The organism is Albidovulum sediminis, assembly GCF_025380365.1.
Classification (GTDB): Bacteria; Pseudomonadota; Alphaproteobacteria; order Rhodobacterales; family Rhodobacteraceae; genus Albidovulum; species Albidovulum sediminis.
In genome coordinates, this window is sequence record NZ_JAOCQF010000001.1 from 1,971,418 (window position 1) to 1,986,592 (window position 15,175).

The window sequence follows — 15,175 nt, forward strand, 5'->3', positions numbered from 1 at the left end:
TGTGCCTCCGTCCGATTTGCTAGCATGACGCCCGTGCGGGATTGCGGAGGCAGGGATGGACGAGACGGTGCGCGAACTGGCCGAGCGCCTGCTGAGCCGGGGCTATGAGGATCTGCCCGAACGCGAGCAGCGCGTTCTGCGGCGGATCGCGTCCCGCGCCGCCATCTCGCGCAACGTCAACGAAAGTTTTCACGAACGGCTGACGATGGGCCAGCGCATCGCCGACCGCGTCGCGGCCTTCGGCGGGTCCTGGACCTTCATCCTGCTGTTTGCCTGCGTCATCCTCGGGTGGGTCGGGGTGAACGCCTGGCTGTTGACCGTGCCGCCCGATCCCTATCCGTTCGTGTTTCTGAACCTCATCCCGTCGATGCTGGCGGCCGTGCAGGCGCCGGTCATCATGATGTCGCAGAACCGACAGGCGGCCAAGGACAGGCTGGCCGCGGCGCATGACTACGAGGTGAACCTGAAGGCAGAGCTTGAGATCATGCGCCTGCACGAAAAGCTCGACGCGCTGCGGCAGCATGAGCTGGTGGAGCATTTCCGCACGCTCGAGGCGCGCATCGAGGCGATGGCCGACCCCCGGCGGCAGTCCTGAGCCGGTCAGCCGGCGGCGACCGCCGGAATGAGACCGCGCAGCGCATTCCCGATGAAGACCCGCGCGCCGAACAGGTCGTCGCGCCGCAGCACCGCTTCCCGCGCCCGGCCGGAAGCGAGAAGCTCCGCGCGCAGCACCCCGGGCAGAAGCCCGCAGGACAGGGGCGGCGTCAGCAGCGCCCCGTCCCGTTCGACGAAGACATTGGTGATCGTCCCCTCGCAGACCTCGTCCCGCTCGTTGAGAAAGATCACCTCGTCCAGGCCCTCGGGCAGGGTCGTGCGCACCCGGTCGTAGATCGCGCGTTCCGTCGTTTTGTGACGCAGGAGCGGCGCGTCCGACGCCAGGCGTTCCGCCGCAAGCCCGACCATCCACCGGGCCGGGCCGGGGGACAGCGGCGCGGTCGTCACCTGCGCGTCACCCGCGCGGCCGATGGTCAGGCGCACCCTGAGCGGGACCGGCCCCTTCACCTCCGCAAGGACTGCGGCAATCCCTTCGCCGTCCCAACGAAAGCCGAGGGCCGAGGCCGAGGCCCGCGCCCGCGCCAGATGCGCCTCCAGCCGCAGGAAGCGCGCGCCGTCCCAGCCAAAGGTTTCGATCAGGCGGGTGCCAGGTCGGCAAAGCGGGCTTTCCACAGCGCCTCCTCCCATTCTCCGTCGGCGGTCGAATCGATCACGATACCACCCCCCACGCCGAAGGTTGCCATGCCCTCGCCCATCGTCAGCGTGCGGATCGCCACGTTGAAGGCCGAGGCGCCATCCGGACCGATCCAGCCGATCGCGCCGCAATAGACGCCGCGCGGGCCGGCCTCAAGCTCGCGGATGATCTCCATCGCCCGAATCTTGGGGGCGCCGGTGATCGAACCGCAGGGAAATAGGGCGCGGAACAGGGCAGAAGGCGTCGTGCCGGGCAGCAGTTCCCCGGTCACGTGGCTGACCATCTGATGCACTGTCGCATAGCTTTCGATGGCGTAGAGCGCGGGCACGCGCACCGACCCGACCCGCGCGATGCGCGAGATGTCGTTGCGCAGGAGATCGACGATCATCAGGTTTTCGGCGCGGTCCTTTGCGCTTTCCTGCAATCCAAGCTTCAGCGCAGCGTCATGGGCGGGGTTGGAGGCGCGGGGCGCGGTGCCCTTCATCGGGCGCGTCTCCATCCGCCCCGTGGCGTCGGTGGCGAAGAACAGTTCCGGCGAGCGGGACAGGATCACCGGCGCGTCGGGAAGGGCAACCACGGCGCCATGGGCGACCGGCTGGCGCTGCCGCAAGGCCCCGTAGATGCCAAGCGGCGTGCCCGAAGCGGCGACGGTCATCTGCATGGTCAGGTTGACCTGGTAGACATCGCCCGCCGCGATGTAATCCCGCACGCGGCGGACCGCCCCGGCATGCGCGGTCCTGTCCCACGCCGGGACCGGATGACCAAGCGCGGCGCCCGGCGCCTCGGCCCCCGCCTGCGCCAGCGCCGCGACGGCCGATACGGGCGCGTCGTAGACACCGAAGTGCAAGAGCGGGCCGCCGGGCCGCGCGGGCATCAGCGGCGCGAGCTTCGGTTCAAGCGCGAGGCCCAGTTCGTAGCTTGCATATCCCGCGAGCCAGGCCCCGCCTGCCCGCGCCGCGTCAAGCGCATCCAGCGCCGCGTCAACCTCGTGAGCCGCATCGGCGCGGATCACGCGCGCCGGGCCGGCAAACAGCGCGGCTTCGCCAAGGGGTCCGTTTTCAAGAAGGATCATCGGTCGACTTGGGCACCCGGTGCCGGATGGGTGGGGCAGGTTCGCGCGGCACCCTCGCCCGCCCGCGTCCGCTTCGCAAGCATGCTCACGCCGCTTTTGCGCGCATTCGCGGCGTTTGCGATTTGACCCGTGTCAAAGTGGCCCGCCACGGCGCCCACTAGGATACTAGCGAAGACATGGATGACAGGAGAACGCGATGTCCAACACCCCGCACGAACTGGCCGAGGAATTTCCGGGCCTGGTGGAGAAGATCCACGAACTGAAGACCGCCAATGCCCACTTCGCGCGACTTGCGGACGAGTACCACGACCTCAACCGACAGGTGCACCGGGCCGAAACGAATGTGGAACCGGTGGATGGCATGACCGAGACGCTGATGCGCAAGAAGCGCGCCGCGCTCAAGGACGAGATCGCGAAGATGCTCGCCGACGCCTGAGGTCACTCCACCTCGTAAGGCAGAAGGCCGCGCCGGTCGGGATCGACCCGAAGCCTTCGCTCGAGCGGCGGGACAGACCGCTGATGGCATCCCCGCCGCTCGCAGATTCGGCAGGAAATCCCGATGGGCTCGTAGGCGCGTGCATTCGACAGGTCGAGGTCGTCGGCATAGACCAGCCCCTTGGCGTGGCTGATCTCGCAGCCAAGACCGATCGCGAAGCGCCGCACCGGGGCGTTGAAGGACCCGCCCGCCTTCGAGATGTCGCGCGCAAGGCACAGATAGCGGACACCGTCCGGCGTTTCTGCCAGTTGGCGCAGGAACCGGCCCGGCGTCTCGAACGCCTGATGCACGTTCCAGAGCGGACAGGCGCCGCCGAAGCGGGCGAATTGCAGGCGCGTGGCCGAATGGCGCTTGGTGATCGTGCCCGCCTGATCGACCCGGACGAAGAAGAAGGGGATGCCCTTCAGCCCCGGCCTTTGCAGGGTGGAAAGCCGGTGCGCGACCTGCTCGATCGAGGCGCCGAAGCGGTCGGCCAGCCGTTCCAGATCATGCCGCGACTCGCCCGCGGCCTCCAGGAACGCGCGGTAGGGCAAAAGGGCGGCGCCGGCGAAGTAGTTGGCCAGTCCGATCTTGGCGATCGACCGCGCCGCCTCGGACTGGAAGCGGGCCAGATCGAGGGTCGCCTCGATGAGGTCGTCGTGGGTCAGAAGCGCCAGTTGATGCAGGATCTGGAACCGCTGCGTGGGCGCCGCCGCGCGCGTCGATACGGTCAGCCGTCCCGCCTCGGCCATGCGCAACGCAGGCGCATCGGCGAACGCAACCTCCACCCCGCGTGACGCCATCACCTCGACCGCCCGCGCAACCGGGTCTGCGGGCCACCCGTCGGAGGTCGCGAACCGTTCCGCAGCGCGGTCGACCGCGTCGATGTAGTTGTCGCAGTAGTGGAAGAAGTCCCGCACCTCTTCCCAGGGCGAGGCGAGCGAGGCGGCATCCTCGCGACCCAACGCCTCGTCCAGCGAGGCGAGGCGTTCGTGGCTTTGCCGATAGGCGCGGTGCAGTTCCAGGAAGGCCCGCGCGAAGGCCGGCGCGTTCGAGGCCGTCAGCCTCAGGTCCGCCAGCGGCGGGGCAATGTCGGCAAAGACCGGATCGGCGAGAGCTTCGCGCATGTCGGTGACGATGCGTTCGGCATCGCCCGAGGAAAGCTCGGTCACGTCAAGGCCGAATTCGCCCGCCAGCGCCAGCACCACCGCCGTCGACACCGGGCGATGGTTGTTTTCCATCTGGTTGAGGTAGGGCAGCGAAACGCCAAGCTTCTGCGCAAAGGCCCGCTGCGTCAGCCCAAGCCTGCCGCGCGTCTCCCTCAGCTTGACGCCGGCATAGAGCTTTCGCGTGGCCATGGGTGTCTCCGGGTGGGTTTGCCAAACCGGACGGTAGGCTTTGCAAACCCTCCGCGCAAGCGGTCAGCGTCCGATCGCCCGCCGCCGCGCGATGACGAGAAGCGCGGACAGGACCGCGGCGGCCGAGGTCAGCGCCATGATCCACTGAAGCGGCGCGGCCCCGGTTCCCGGCGCCAGAACCGCCCCGGCGAGGGCCGAGAGGATTGCCCCGCCCCCGAGCATCATCGCCCCGCCAAGGCCCGAGGCGGTCGCGGCCAGATGGGGGCGCACCGACAGCATGCCCGATGTGGCGTTCGGGATGACCATGCCGTTTCCGAGGCCGACGAAGGTCATGAATCCGAAGAAGGTCCAGGCGTTGGTGGCACCCGCATAGGTCAGGAGCAGCGACAGCGCGGTCCCGGCAAGCGTGATGATCGCGCCCCACAGCACCATCCGGTCGATCCCCGCCTGACGCGAGAAGCGGCCCGACAGGTAGTTGCCCAGCGCATAGCCCAATGCGGGCGCGCCGATGAAGTAGCCCAACCGGTCGCTGGCCAGGCCGAACACCTCGGTTCCGACGAAGGGCGCGCCGCCCAGATAGGCGAAGAACGCGCCCGAACAGAGTGCGGAGGCCATGCAGTAGCCCCAGAACCGCGGCGAGGCGAGAAGTTCGGGATATTCGCGCATCTGGCTGGCCAGACCCGAGGGGCGGCGGGCCTGCGTCTCACCCAGATCGGCCCAGGATATGAGCGCGATCGCGGTCCCCGCGATGGCCAGCGCCCAGAAGCTTGCCTGCCAGCCGAAGGCGCGGTCCAGCTCGCCCCCGATGGCCGGCCCGATCATCGGCACGATCGCCATGCCCATGGTGACATAGCCGATCATCGAGGCCGCCTCCTCCGGCGGAACCATGTCGCGGATCATCGCGCGCGACACCGCGAAACAGACCGCGATCACCGCCTGCACCATCCTGCACATCAGGAACAACTCGATGGTCGGGGCAAAGACACAGCCGAGCGTGGCGAGGATGAAGATCGCGAGCCCGGCAAGGATCACGGGCCTACGCCCGACCCTGTCCGCGACCGGCCCGATCAGCACCTGCAAAAGCGCGTTGACCCCGAGATAGCCGGCAATGGCGAGGTTCATCACATGCGCATCGGTCTTGAACGTCTTCGCCATCGCCGGGAGCGAGGGCAGGAAGATGTTCATCGACAGCGCCGATATCCCGGCGATCAGGATCAGGGTCGTGATGTGCGGCGGCGTGGCGCGGTTCAGAAACCGGATGTGGGGGCGCGTTTCCATGGCTGACTGCTAGGACCGTGCCCCGGTCTTGTCCACAGCGAATTCGCCGGCGTGCCCCGTTCCGGCCAGCCTGCCGCCGGCGTCACCGGGCCGCGGGAGGGTGGAGCCGCGTCAGCGCCCCGGCGCTAGCACGCCGCGTTCGGTCACGATCAGATCGAGCGGCTGGTCGGTCGCCTCGATCGGAACTTCGGCCATTTCCTGCGCGGCAAAGGCAAAGCCGATGGCCGTGACCTGTCCCTTCCCGCGCAACCCTTCGAGCGTGCGGTCATAGAATCCGCCGCCGTAACCCAAACGGAATCCGCGCCGGTCGAATGCCAGAAGTGGCACGATCAGCACGCGTGGTTCCACCCAGTCCCCGGTTTCGGGGATGAGCGCGCCGAACTCCCCCGCGACCATCTCCGCGCCGGGATGCCATTGCCGGAACTTCAGCGCCTGCCCAGCGCCAAGGATGACCGGCACGCCCACCGGCCCGGGGTGCGCCGCCATCGCGGGCAGGCAGTCGATCTCGGTCCGCATTGGCATGTAGCCGGCCAGCGGTTCGCCCGCGTGGTCTTCCAACACCTCTCTCAGGAAGCGGCAATCATCTGCGGACCGCTCCGCGAAGGCCGCCTTGCGGCGCCCAAAGGCCTCGGCCCGCGCCGCCGCCTTGATCTCTGACAGGGTCATAGAAGGATCACCGTCGCCAGCCCCAGGAAGACGAAGAAGCCGACCACATCGGTCATCGTGGTCACGAACGTGCCCGAAGCCAGCGCCGGGTCGAGGTCGAACCGTTCGAGCGTCAGCGGCACCAGAACGCCCGCCAGCGCGGCGACGACAAGGTTGATGACCATCGCCGCCCCCAGAACGCCGCCCAGAAGCCAGGAGCCGTAGGCAAGGTAGCCGACAAGCCCCATGATCAGCGCAAAGACGAACCCGTTGATCGCGCCCACCATCGCCTCACGCCGGACGACCCGGCCCGCGTTGGAGCCGGTCAGGTCCTTGGTGGCCAGCGCCCGCACCGCCACGGCCAGCGACTGCGTCCCCGCATTGCCGCCCATAGAGGCGACGATCGGCATCAGGGCAGCAAGGGCCACCACCGCCTCGATCGTATGGGCGAACTGGGCGATCACCAGCGCGGCGATGTTGGCGGTGAACAGGTTGACCAGCAGCCACGGCGTCCGCTGGCGCACCGTATCGATCACCCCGTCCGAGATGGAGCTTTCCTCGCCCACGCCGGCCAGACGCAGGACGTCCTCCTCGTGCTCCTCGTCCAGGACGGCCATCGCGTCGTCGATGGTGATGACACCGGCCAGCCGCCCGTCCCCGTCCACGACCGGCGCCGAGATCAGGTGATACTGGTTGAAGGCATAGGCGACGTCGCCTTCCTCCTCCAGCACGCCCATGGTGCGGAAGCTGTCCTCGGTAATGGCCATGAGCGGCACGTCCCGGCGCGACGACAGGAGCTTGCCCAGCGTGACATAGCCCACCGGGTGCCAGCGCGGATCGACAAGGATGACGTGGTAGAACTGGTCCGGCAATTCCTCGGCGGTGCGCAGGAAGTCGATCGCGTCGCCCACCGTCCAGTGTTCGGGTGCGGTTACGACCTCACGCTGCATCAGGCGGCCGGCGGAATATTCCGGATAGGTCAGCGATTGTTCGACGGCCGCGCGGTCGCTGTCCTCCAGCGCCTCCAGGACCCGCTCCTGCTGCGGCTCCTCAAGGTCTTCCAGCAGGTCGACGACATCGTCGGAATCCAGCTCGCGGACGGCTTCGGTCAGAACCTCCGCCGGTAGCGCCTGGATCACCTCCTCGCGGATGGACTCGTCGAGTTCGGACAGGATCTCGCCGTCGATCCCACGCGACCAGAGCGCCAGGAGCGCGGCCCGGTCCGACGACCCGATCTGTTCCAGCAGGTCGGCGATGTCAGCCGCGTGAAGCGGCTCCATCAGCGTGTCGATCGCGGCGGCATCGCCCGCGCTGACCGCATCGAGAATCGCGCTCACGACCTTTTCGTCGAGCGCATATTCATCCTCGTCGCGGTCAAGCTCGATCTCTTGCGCGTCCGTCATTCATCTCCCCCGCGATTGGCGCGACATTATCGGAAGGACTTTCAAAGAAACAGGGGCAAAGGGCGGATTCCCCCGCAACCAACTTGGCCCTAGACTGCCCGCGCGACAGTGACATGACAGGGACGGCGCACGACATGGCGGAACTTCTGATTGGCCAGACCCTCCGGTTCGAAGGCAACCCCACGACCGAAGGCCCTGGCGCGGCGCGGCATTCGGCGCGCGGCGGCGTGCTGATCGAGGGAGGCCGCATCGCCGCGGTGGGCGAGGCGGACGACCTGCGCCGCGCTCATCCCGACGCCCGCGTGACCGACCACGGCGACGCGCTGATCTCGGCGGGCTTCATCGACGCGCATGTGCACTATCCCCAGACCGCGATGATCGCCAGCTGGGGCAAGCGTCTGATCGACTGGCTGAACAGCTACACCTTCCCCGAGGAGATGCGCTTTGCCGACCCCGCCTATGCGGCGGCGATCGCGAAAACCTATTTCAACCTGACGCTGGCGAACGGCACCACCACGGTCTGCTCCTACTGCACCATCCACCCCGAAAGCGTGGAGGCCTTCTTTGCCGAGGCGGAGCGTCGCGGGGTGCGCGCCTATGCGGGCAAGACCTGCATGGACCGCAACGCGCCCGAGGGGCTCCGCGACACGCCGCAATCGGCCTATGACGACAGCCGCCACCTGCGCGACCGCTGGCACGGGGTCGGGCGGCTGAACTACGTCGTCACCCCCCGCTTCTCCCCCACCTCGACCGAGGCGCAGCTTGAGGCGATGGGGGCGCTCTGGTCCGAAAGCCCCGGCTGCCTGATGCAGACCCACCTGAGCGAGCAGACCGACGAGGTGGCCTGGGTCCGATCCCTTTTCCCGGACGCGCGCGACTATCTCGACACCTACGAACGCTTCGGCCTCGTCGGCCCCGGCGCGCTTTTCGGCCACGCGATCTATCTCGAACCGCGCGAACACGCGCGCCTGAAGGAGGCGGACGCAAGCCTGATCCACTGCCCGACCTCGAACACCTTCATCGGCTCGGGCCTTTTCGACATGGACGGGATGACCCGCGGCGGCTACCGCGTGGGGCTGGCCACCGACACCGGCGGCGGGTCCAGCTTCTCGATGCTCAGGACCATGGCGGCCGCCTACGAGGTCGCGCAACTGCGCCATCGCGCGCTGCACCCGGCCGAGCTCTGGTGGCTGGCCACGCAAGGATCCGCCCGCGCGCTGCGCGCCGACGACCGCATCGGCAACCTCGCGCCGGGGATGGAGGCCGACATCGTCGTCATCGACCTCGCCTCGACCCCCGCCATCGCCCAGCGCGCCGCCCGGGCGCGGGACATCTGGGAAGCGGTGTTCCCGACGATCATGATGGGGGACGACCGGGCGGTGAAGGCGGTGCTTGTCGGCGGCAGGCCCGCCTGAGTCACGCCCGGCGCAGATACCCCGACGCAAGGCGCGCGGCGACGTCACGCCCGCTCTGGTAGGCGCCGTGCGCAGTTGCCTGCCAGTGACGAGAGAACGCCTCCCCCGCAAAGGCGATCCGGCCCGCGTCGGCCTCGATCATCCGGTCCCGACTCTCCGCACGGCCTGCGGCGGCATAGCTGTAGCCGCCCCTCACCAACGGATCTTGCCCCCATCCCGTCACGGCCGTCGCTGCGACAAGGTCACCGAACCCCGCCCCGAATGCGCCCTTCAGCACCGACAGGGCAAAGTCGGTCATGGCGGCCTCGCCATGACCGGACAGCTCGCGCGCCAGATCGCCCGCCATGTGCAGGATCATCTTCGGCGCCTCGCCCGGCAGGACCTGCACATAGGGCGCCCGGCCGGGCTCACCTGTATCCACGGCGATGCCGTCCGTCTCGCCAAGCCCGTCGGGTAGCCGCCGCAGCGCGACGGCGACCTTCTCGTAGCACCCGCAGGGCACATCGGCCATGAGGTCGAGGACACCGCGCACCTCGCCCTTGGGCAGGGCAATGGCACCTGAAAGCAGAACGTTCGTCGACACCGTGACGATCGCCGCGCGGGCATCGACCGATCCGGCCGAGGTCTCCACGCGCACCCCGCCCGGCCGCTCCGCGATGGCCCGGACAGCAACGCCCGTACGCACTCCAAGCCCCTCGGCCATCCGTTCGACCAGCGCGCCGTAGCCTGATCGCACGATCCAGTTCACGCCCGTATCCGCATAGGCCGCATAGCCCCGCGCCGACACCCGCTCCGGCTCGTCGCAGGCCATCAGCCGTATCATGTAAAGCAGGAAGGGATCGTCGTGGCCGCCCTCGGCCAGCGCCGCCGACACCGGCATCTCGCGACCTTGCCGGGCTGCGGCATAGACAGCCTCGAACCCCGCGTCGGTGCGGGCGTCGATCTGCGCCGACTCTGCCTGCGACAGCCGCCGCCCGCCACGCCAGTGCGCACGCCGTGTGCGCGACTGTGCGCGGTCATATGCCACTCCCAGCCGGTCGGCCCAGGGCACCAGGGGGTTGACGTCGGCGCAATGCAGCCACTGGCACCCCCGGTCCCAGTGACCGGGCAGCGACCGGCGATCGGTGAAGGCACGCCCGCCAATGCGGTCCGCCGCTTCGAGAACGACGCAGGACATGCCCCTGTCGCGCAGCTCGAGCGCCGCGCCAACGCCGGCGGCCCCCGCCCCGACGATCACGACATCGGCCGTCATCCTCACCCCCCTCGCCGCGCCCGCAGCGGGCGCCTGCGACCTTTTTAGGCGATGGATGCAGGTGGCCGCAACCGCGGCATGCCGCCCTGCCCCCTTCTACTTTTCCCAAATATCCTCGGGGGGTCCGGGGGGCAGACGGCCCCCCGGCCTACCCGGCCAGCCGCCGGGCGAGGCGGTTCTGGGTTTCGACCAAACGGCCCAGATCGACGGTCGCGACATGCCCGTCCCGGACCACCTGCCGACCCTCGACGAACAGGTCGCGCACCCGTGACGGTCCGCACAGGATCAGGGCCGCCACCGGGTCCCAACTGCCCGCCGCCTCGATGCCCGATACATCCCAGACGGCGATGTCGGCGCGCTTGCCGGGCTCCAGCGACCCGCAGTCACCACGCCCCAGCACCCGCGCGCCCCCCAGCGTCGCGATCTCCAGGGCCTCGCGCGCGCTCATCGCGTCCGCCCCCCGCGCGACACGCTGCAAAAGCAGCGTCTGGCGCGCCTCCGCAATCAGGTTGCCCGCGTCGTTCGAGGCCGAACCGTCGACGCCCAAACCCACCTTCACGCCCCGGTCGCGCATCCCGCGCACCGGCGCGATACCGGAGCCAAGGCGACAATTCGAACATGGACAATGGGCAACCCCGGTCCGGCTACGGGCAAAAAGTTCAATTTCCGAACCATCGAGCTTGACGCAATGGGCATGCCAGACATCGTCGCCGGTCCAGCCCAGATCCTCGGCATACTGGCCCGGACGACAGCCGAAGCGCGACAGCGAATAGGCGATGTCCTCGTCGTTCTCGGCCAGATGGGTGTGCAGCATCACACCCTTGTCGCGCGCCAGAGCCGCCGCCTCGCGCATCAGGTCGCGGCTGACCGAGAAGGGGGAACAGGGCGCCAGCCCCACGCGCACCATCGCGCCCTCGGCCGGGTCATGGAAGGCGTCCACCACCCGCTCCATGTCCCGCAGGATCGCCGCTTCCTCCTCGACCAGCGCATCGGGTGGCAGGCCGCCGGCACTTTCGCCGATCGACATGGCGCCGCGGGTGGGGTGGAAGCGCAGCCCGATCTCGCGCGCGGCGTCGATCGTATCCTCGAGCCGCGCCCCGTTGGGATAGAGATAGAGGTGGTCGGAGGTCATCGTGCAGCCCGAAAGCGCCAGTTCCGCCAGCCCCGCCAGCGCGGATATCCGCATCTCCTCGGGTCCGAACTGCGCCCAGATCGGATAAAGCGTCCTGAGCCAGCCGAAAAGAAGTGCGTCCTGCCCGCCGGGGACCGCGCGTGTGAGGGTCTGGTAAAGGTGATGATGCGTGTTGACGAGGCCGGGTGTCACAACGCAGCCCCGCGCCTCGACGACCTCGCCGCTGGTGGCCAGCCCCTGCCCCACCGCGGCGATCACGCCGCCGCGCAGCAGCACGTCAGCCCGCGCGATTTCCCGGCGCGCGGCATCCATCGTCACTACGACATCGGCATTGCGGATCAGGATTTCGGACATGCGTTCCCCTTTTCGCCACCCCTTCGGCGGATCGGGAACGGCCGGGCGACAGAAGGGGGAAGGACTCGCCCGGCAGCGCCATCATAGAGGGACGGCGCGCGATCTTCTACCCGCAAGCCGCGCAAATACCTTCTGCGGAAACCCGCAAATCTCACCCGGCAAGCAGGGCCAGCGCCTCGGCGTGCACGGCCGGGTTCGCCGCCGCGATCGCCCGCCCGCCCGCATGGGCAGGCCCGCCCTGCCAGTCGGTGACGATGCCCCCCGCGGCCTCGATCACGGCGATCGGGGCCTGGATGTCGTAGGCCGAAAGCCCCGCCTCGATCACGAGGTCGATCTGCCCCGCAGCCAGAAGCGCGTAGGCGTAGCAGTCCATCCCGTAGCGCGTCAGCCGGGCGTGCGCGGAAACGCGGCGGAAGGCGGCCCCTTCTTCGGGCGTGCCGACCTCGGGGAAGGTGGTGAAAAGCACCGCATCCGAAAGCGGGCGCGGCGGCCGGGTCGCCAGTTGCTGCCGACCTTGTGGACCCCGGACTTCGGCCAGGCCGAGCCCGCCCACGAACCGCTCGCCGATGAAGGGCTGGTCGATCACCCCCAGAAAGGGCCCATCGCCGTCGGACAGCGCGATCAGCACGCCCCAGGTCGGCGTCCCCGACATGTAGGCGCGCGTGCCGTCGATGGGGTCGAGCACCCAGGTCAGGCCGGAGGTGCCCGCGCTGCGGCCCATCTCCTCGCCGAAGATCGCATCGTCCGGACGTTCCTGGGCCAGGATCGCGCGCATCGCGGCTTCGGCCGCGCGATCGGCCGCCGTTACCGGATCGAAGCCGGATGCGAGCTTGCTTTCTACCGTCAGGGTTGGGGAGCGGAAGTGGGCCAAGGTCTCGCGGCGCGCCGCATCGGCGATGCGATGTGCAGTCGCAATCACCGAGCGGCGGCCATCGGGAGAAAGGGTCAATCTGGCCATCTGTTCCTCGGCGTTGTCACGCCGGGGGTAGTGTTCGTGTCGTCTGGCGTCAATGCCTCTCCTCAGGCGGCGTCGGAGAGAACCTTGGCCAGATCGAAGAGACGGCGGCGTTGTGCCTCGGGGATCGCATAGTAGGACCGCACCAGGAGCAGCGCTTCCTTGTCCGCCAGGATATCGCCGGCAACGTCCTCGGCCGGTGCGATGCGGGAATCGAGCCCTTCGAAGAAGAAGGCGATCGGCACCGACAAGGCATCCGCGATGTCCCAGAGACGCGAAGCGGAGATGCGGTTCATGCCCGTTTCGTATTTCTGGATCTGCTGGAACTTGATGCCCACTTTGTCAGCCAGTTGCTGCTGGGTCATTCCGACCATCCAGCGGCGATGACGGACGCGCTTTCCGACATGGACGTCAACGGGATGCTTCATCTTCTACTCCATTCCCCTCTCGGCGCTGCAGGCAGCGCATACCCATATAGAAGCAAGGATCGTGCCAAATGCTGACAACAGTCCAAAAGAGAGTTCAAACCGGGTTGGTAACTGGGCAAGTTGCTTAACGATCAATCTCGTCCTGACCTTTTGTATACCGGATCGCGCACTATCCAGAAACGAATTCTGAATCTGCAACGCTCACGTATAGGCAGATTATCATTTTGCAATACAAAACGCAAAAATCTCCCATAGGATGTTTTGCATTATGCAAATATTCTTTGCTTGGACCTTTTTCTGCACTGCGGCTATCTTTCGCCAAAGCACGGAGTACCCATGAAAAGCCTGCAGATTTCAGACTTCGGTTCCCTTCCCGCGCTGGTCGACACCCCCGAACCGCAGCCCGGCCCCGGCGAAGTGCGTATTCGCGTAACCGCCTGCGGGCTCAATTTTGCCGACCTGCTGATGATCGACGGCACCTACCAGGACTGCCCGCGCCCGCCCTTCACTCTGGGCATGGAGGTCGCAGGAACGGTGGATGCAGCAGGCCCGGGCACCGCGGGACCCCCGCCCGGCACCCGGGTCGCCGCCTTTGCAGGGTCCGGGGGGCTTGCCGGCCATGTCTGTGTGCCTGGCTCTGCCTGCGTAGTTCTGCCCGACGGCATGCCTTTCGAACAGGCGGCGGGCTTTCTTGTCGCCTACGGCACAAGCCATCTGGCGCTGACCCACCGCGCCCGCATCCAGCCCGGAGAGACGCTGCTGGTCCTGGGCGCGGCGGGCGGGGTGGGCCTGACCGCCGTCGAGGTCGGCAAGATCCTGGGCGCGCGGGTGATCGCGGTCGCGCGGGGGCAGGACAAGCTGGCGGTCGCCGCGCGGGCGGGCGCCGACCATCTGATCGACGCGACGGCCGATCTGCGCGCCGAGGTCAAGGCGCTGGGCGGGGCTGATGTCGTCTATGACGCCGTCGGCGGCGACCTGTTCCAGGCGGCGCTGCGCGCGACGCGGCCGGACGGGCGGCTGCTGGCGATCGGGTTCGCATCGGGGAAGGTGCCGCAGGTTCCGGCCAACCACCTGCTGGTCAAGAACCTGACGCTGATCGGCTTCTACTGGGGGGGCTACCGGACCTTCCGCCCCGACCTGCTGTCCGCCTCGCTAGCGGAACTGATGCGCTGGTACGAGGCCGGGCGGCTGCACCCGCATGTCAGCCACGTGCTGCCGCTTGAGCGCGCGACCGAAGGGCTGGCCCTGCTCAGGGACCGCCGCTCCACCGGCAAGGTGGTGATCCGGGTCGATCAGCAATAGGCTTGGCAGTACGCCCGCCGCAGATCGGCCTTGAGCGCCTCGACGACGGGCCCTTTCTGGGCGCCGGCGTCGTAAAGCCCGATGCGCGCCCTGCCCAGCGGCGGAAGGCCGCAGGCCTCGCCTATGTCAACGGCGTCGCGCGGCTCGCTGCCCCGCATGCGGACGGTGACCGCCAGATCGGCGGCGACAAGCGCAAGTGCCGCCTCGTTGGAGCGGCCGGTGAACCCCATCTCCCAGGGGATGCCAGCGGCGTCGAGCGCGTTCTGCGCCAGCGCGCGATAGCGGCAGACCTCCTCGAACCCCAGCCTCAGCGGCCGCCTCTGCCCGGCTGCCCCGCCCTCGACGCCGATCCAGATCAGATCGCGCGCGGCCAGTTCCTCGCCCCGCGGGTCGATCGCCTCCTCCGTGGTCAGCATCAGGTCAAGTTCGCCGCGCACGAAGGACTCGTGCATCAGGTTGGTGAATGACGACACCAGGTTGATGCGCACGCGCGGGTAAAGCGCGGCGAACCGGGCTAGGATGCGCGGGATCGCCGGATAGACGATGTCGTGGGGCACGCCCAGCCTGAGTTCGCCTTCGAAGGCGCTGTCGGTCAGCCGGCTCAGCGCCTCGTCGTTCAGCTCGAGCATCCGGCGCGCATAGCCCAGAAGCTGCTCGCCCTCCGGCGTCAGCGTCAGTCGGCGCGCGGCGCGGGCGAAGAATTCCTGTCCCAGCGACTGCTCCAGCCGCTTGATCTGCATAGAGACGGCGGACTGCGTCAGGTTCAGAAGCCCGGCAGCGCGGGTAACGCCGCCGGCGTCGGCGACGGTGGCGAAGGCCCTGAGCGAGGTGAGGTCAAGGTTTCTGGGCATATCACG

General features: G+C 68.3%; 15 protein-coding genes. 4 read left to right on the plus strand and 11 right to left on the minus strand.

Going from position 1 to position 15,175, the window contains the following annotated elements; all coding sequences use genetic code 11:
- Positions 1-55 precede the first annotated feature (55 nt).
- Entirely contained in the window at positions 56-595 is a 540-nt protein-coding gene (locus tag N5I32_RS09690; protein ID WP_261495273.1) for a DUF1003 domain-containing protein, read from the plus strand.
- Between the two features lie 5 nt (positions 596-600).
- Here N5I32_RS09690 and N5I32_RS09695 read toward each other — a convergent pair whose 3' ends face one another.
- Positions 601-1,227: an aminotransferase class IV family protein gene (locus N5I32_RS09695; RefSeq protein WP_261495275.1), complete on the minus strand. Its 627-nt coding sequence runs from the start codon at positions 1,225-1,227 to the stop codon at positions 601-603.
- The gene (locus tag N5I32_RS09700; protein WP_261495277.1) at positions 1,191-2,321 is read right to left on the minus strand and encodes an aminodeoxychorismate synthase component I; all 1,131 of its coding nucleotides are present in this window, start codon (positions 2,319-2,321) and stop codon (positions 1,191-1,193) included. Before N5I32_RS09700 ends, N5I32_RS09695 begins: the two co-directional genes overlap by 37 nt.
- 196 nt (positions 2,322-2,517) lie before the next feature.
- Here N5I32_RS09700 and N5I32_RS09705 point away from each other — a divergent pair, with 196 nt between their 5' ends.
- On the plus strand, positions 2,518-2,757 hold the full coding sequence (locus N5I32_RS09705) for an HP1242/YdcH family protein (RefSeq protein ID WP_261495279.1): 240 nt from the start codon (positions 2,518-2,520) through the stop codon (positions 2,755-2,757).
- 2 nt (positions 2,758-2,759) lie between these two features.
- Here the strand turns inward: N5I32_RS09705 and N5I32_RS09710 are convergent, their stop codons facing one another.
- The 4 genes from N5I32_RS09710 to mgtE all read right to left on the minus strand — a co-directional run bounded on the left by N5I32_RS09710 (position 2,760) and on the right by mgtE (position 7,480).
- Entirely contained in the window at positions 2,760-4,154 is a 1,395-nt protein-coding gene (locus tag N5I32_RS09710) for a helix-turn-helix domain-containing protein (protein ID WP_261495280.1), read from the minus strand.
- Between the two features lie 63 nt (positions 4,155-4,217).
- A complete protein-coding gene (locus tag N5I32_RS09715) occupies positions 4,218-5,432 on the minus strand; it encodes a multidrug effflux MFS transporter (protein WP_261495282.1) in 1,215 nt (404 codons plus the stop codon).
- A gap of 111 nt (positions 5,433-5,543) precedes the next feature.
- Positions 5,544-6,098, minus strand: coding sequence for a 5-formyltetrahydrofolate cyclo-ligase (locus tag N5I32_RS09720; protein ID WP_261495284.1), 555 nt, complete (start codon positions 6,096-6,098; stop codon positions 5,544-5,546).
- Positions 6,095-7,480 (minus strand): magnesium transporter, encoded by a 1,386-nt coding sequence (gene mgtE / locus N5I32_RS09725; protein WP_261495286.1) that lies wholly within the window; start codon positions 7,478-7,480, stop codon positions 6,095-6,097. Before mgtE ends, N5I32_RS09720 begins: the two co-directional genes overlap by 4 nt.
- Before the next feature lie 134 nt (positions 7,481-7,614).
- Here mgtE and guaD point away from each other — a divergent pair, with 134 nt between their 5' ends.
- Positions 7,615-8,895 carry a guanine deaminase gene (gene guaD, locus N5I32_RS09730; protein WP_261495976.1) on the plus strand — a complete coding sequence of 427 codons (1,281 nt, stop codon included), beginning with the start codon at positions 7,615-7,617 and terminating at the stop codon, positions 8,893-8,895.
- A gap of 1 nt (position 8,896) precedes the next feature.
- Here the strand turns inward: guaD and N5I32_RS09735 are convergent, their stop codons facing one another.
- The 4 genes from N5I32_RS09735 to N5I32_RS09750 all read right to left on the minus strand — a co-directional run bounded on the left by N5I32_RS09735 (position 8,897) and on the right by N5I32_RS09750 (position 13,016).
- Positions 8,897-10,147 (minus strand): flavin monoamine oxidase family protein, encoded by a 1,251-nt coding sequence (locus tag N5I32_RS09735; protein ID WP_261495288.1) that lies wholly within the window; start codon positions 10,145-10,147, stop codon positions 8,897-8,899.
- 148 nt (positions 10,148-10,295) lie between these two features.
- On the minus strand, positions 10,296-11,633 hold the full coding sequence (locus N5I32_RS09740) for an 8-oxoguanine deaminase (RefSeq protein ID WP_261495290.1): 1,338 nt from the start codon (positions 11,631-11,633) through the stop codon (positions 10,296-10,298).
- 151 nt (positions 11,634-11,784) lie between these two features.
- The gene (gene hisN, locus N5I32_RS09745; protein WP_261495292.1) at positions 11,785-12,591 is read right to left on the minus strand and encodes a histidinol-phosphatase; all 807 of its coding nucleotides are present in this window, start codon (positions 12,589-12,591) and stop codon (positions 11,785-11,787) included.
- A gap of 62 nt (positions 12,592-12,653) precedes the next feature.
- Positions 12,654-13,016 (minus strand): helix-turn-helix domain-containing protein, encoded by a 363-nt coding sequence (locus tag N5I32_RS09750; RefSeq protein WP_261495293.1) that lies wholly within the window; start codon positions 13,014-13,016, stop codon positions 12,654-12,656.
- 336 nt (positions 13,017-13,352) lie between these two features.
- Here N5I32_RS09750 and N5I32_RS09755 point away from each other — a divergent pair, with 336 nt between their 5' ends.
- Positions 13,353-14,318 carry an NADPH:quinone oxidoreductase family protein gene (locus N5I32_RS09755; RefSeq protein ID WP_261495294.1) on the plus strand — a complete coding sequence of 322 codons (966 nt, stop codon included), beginning with the start codon at positions 13,353-13,355 and terminating at the stop codon, positions 14,316-14,318.
- On the opposite strand, the gene N5I32_RS09760 is transcribed toward N5I32_RS09755, so the two are convergent.
- Positions 14,309-15,169 carry a LysR family transcriptional regulator gene (locus tag N5I32_RS09760; protein ID WP_261495296.1) on the minus strand — a complete coding sequence of 287 codons (861 nt, stop codon included), beginning with the start codon at positions 15,167-15,169 and terminating at the stop codon, positions 14,309-14,311. The genes N5I32_RS09755 and N5I32_RS09760 overlap by 10 nt on opposite strands.
- Between the last annotated feature and the right edge of the window lie 6 nt (positions 15,170-15,175).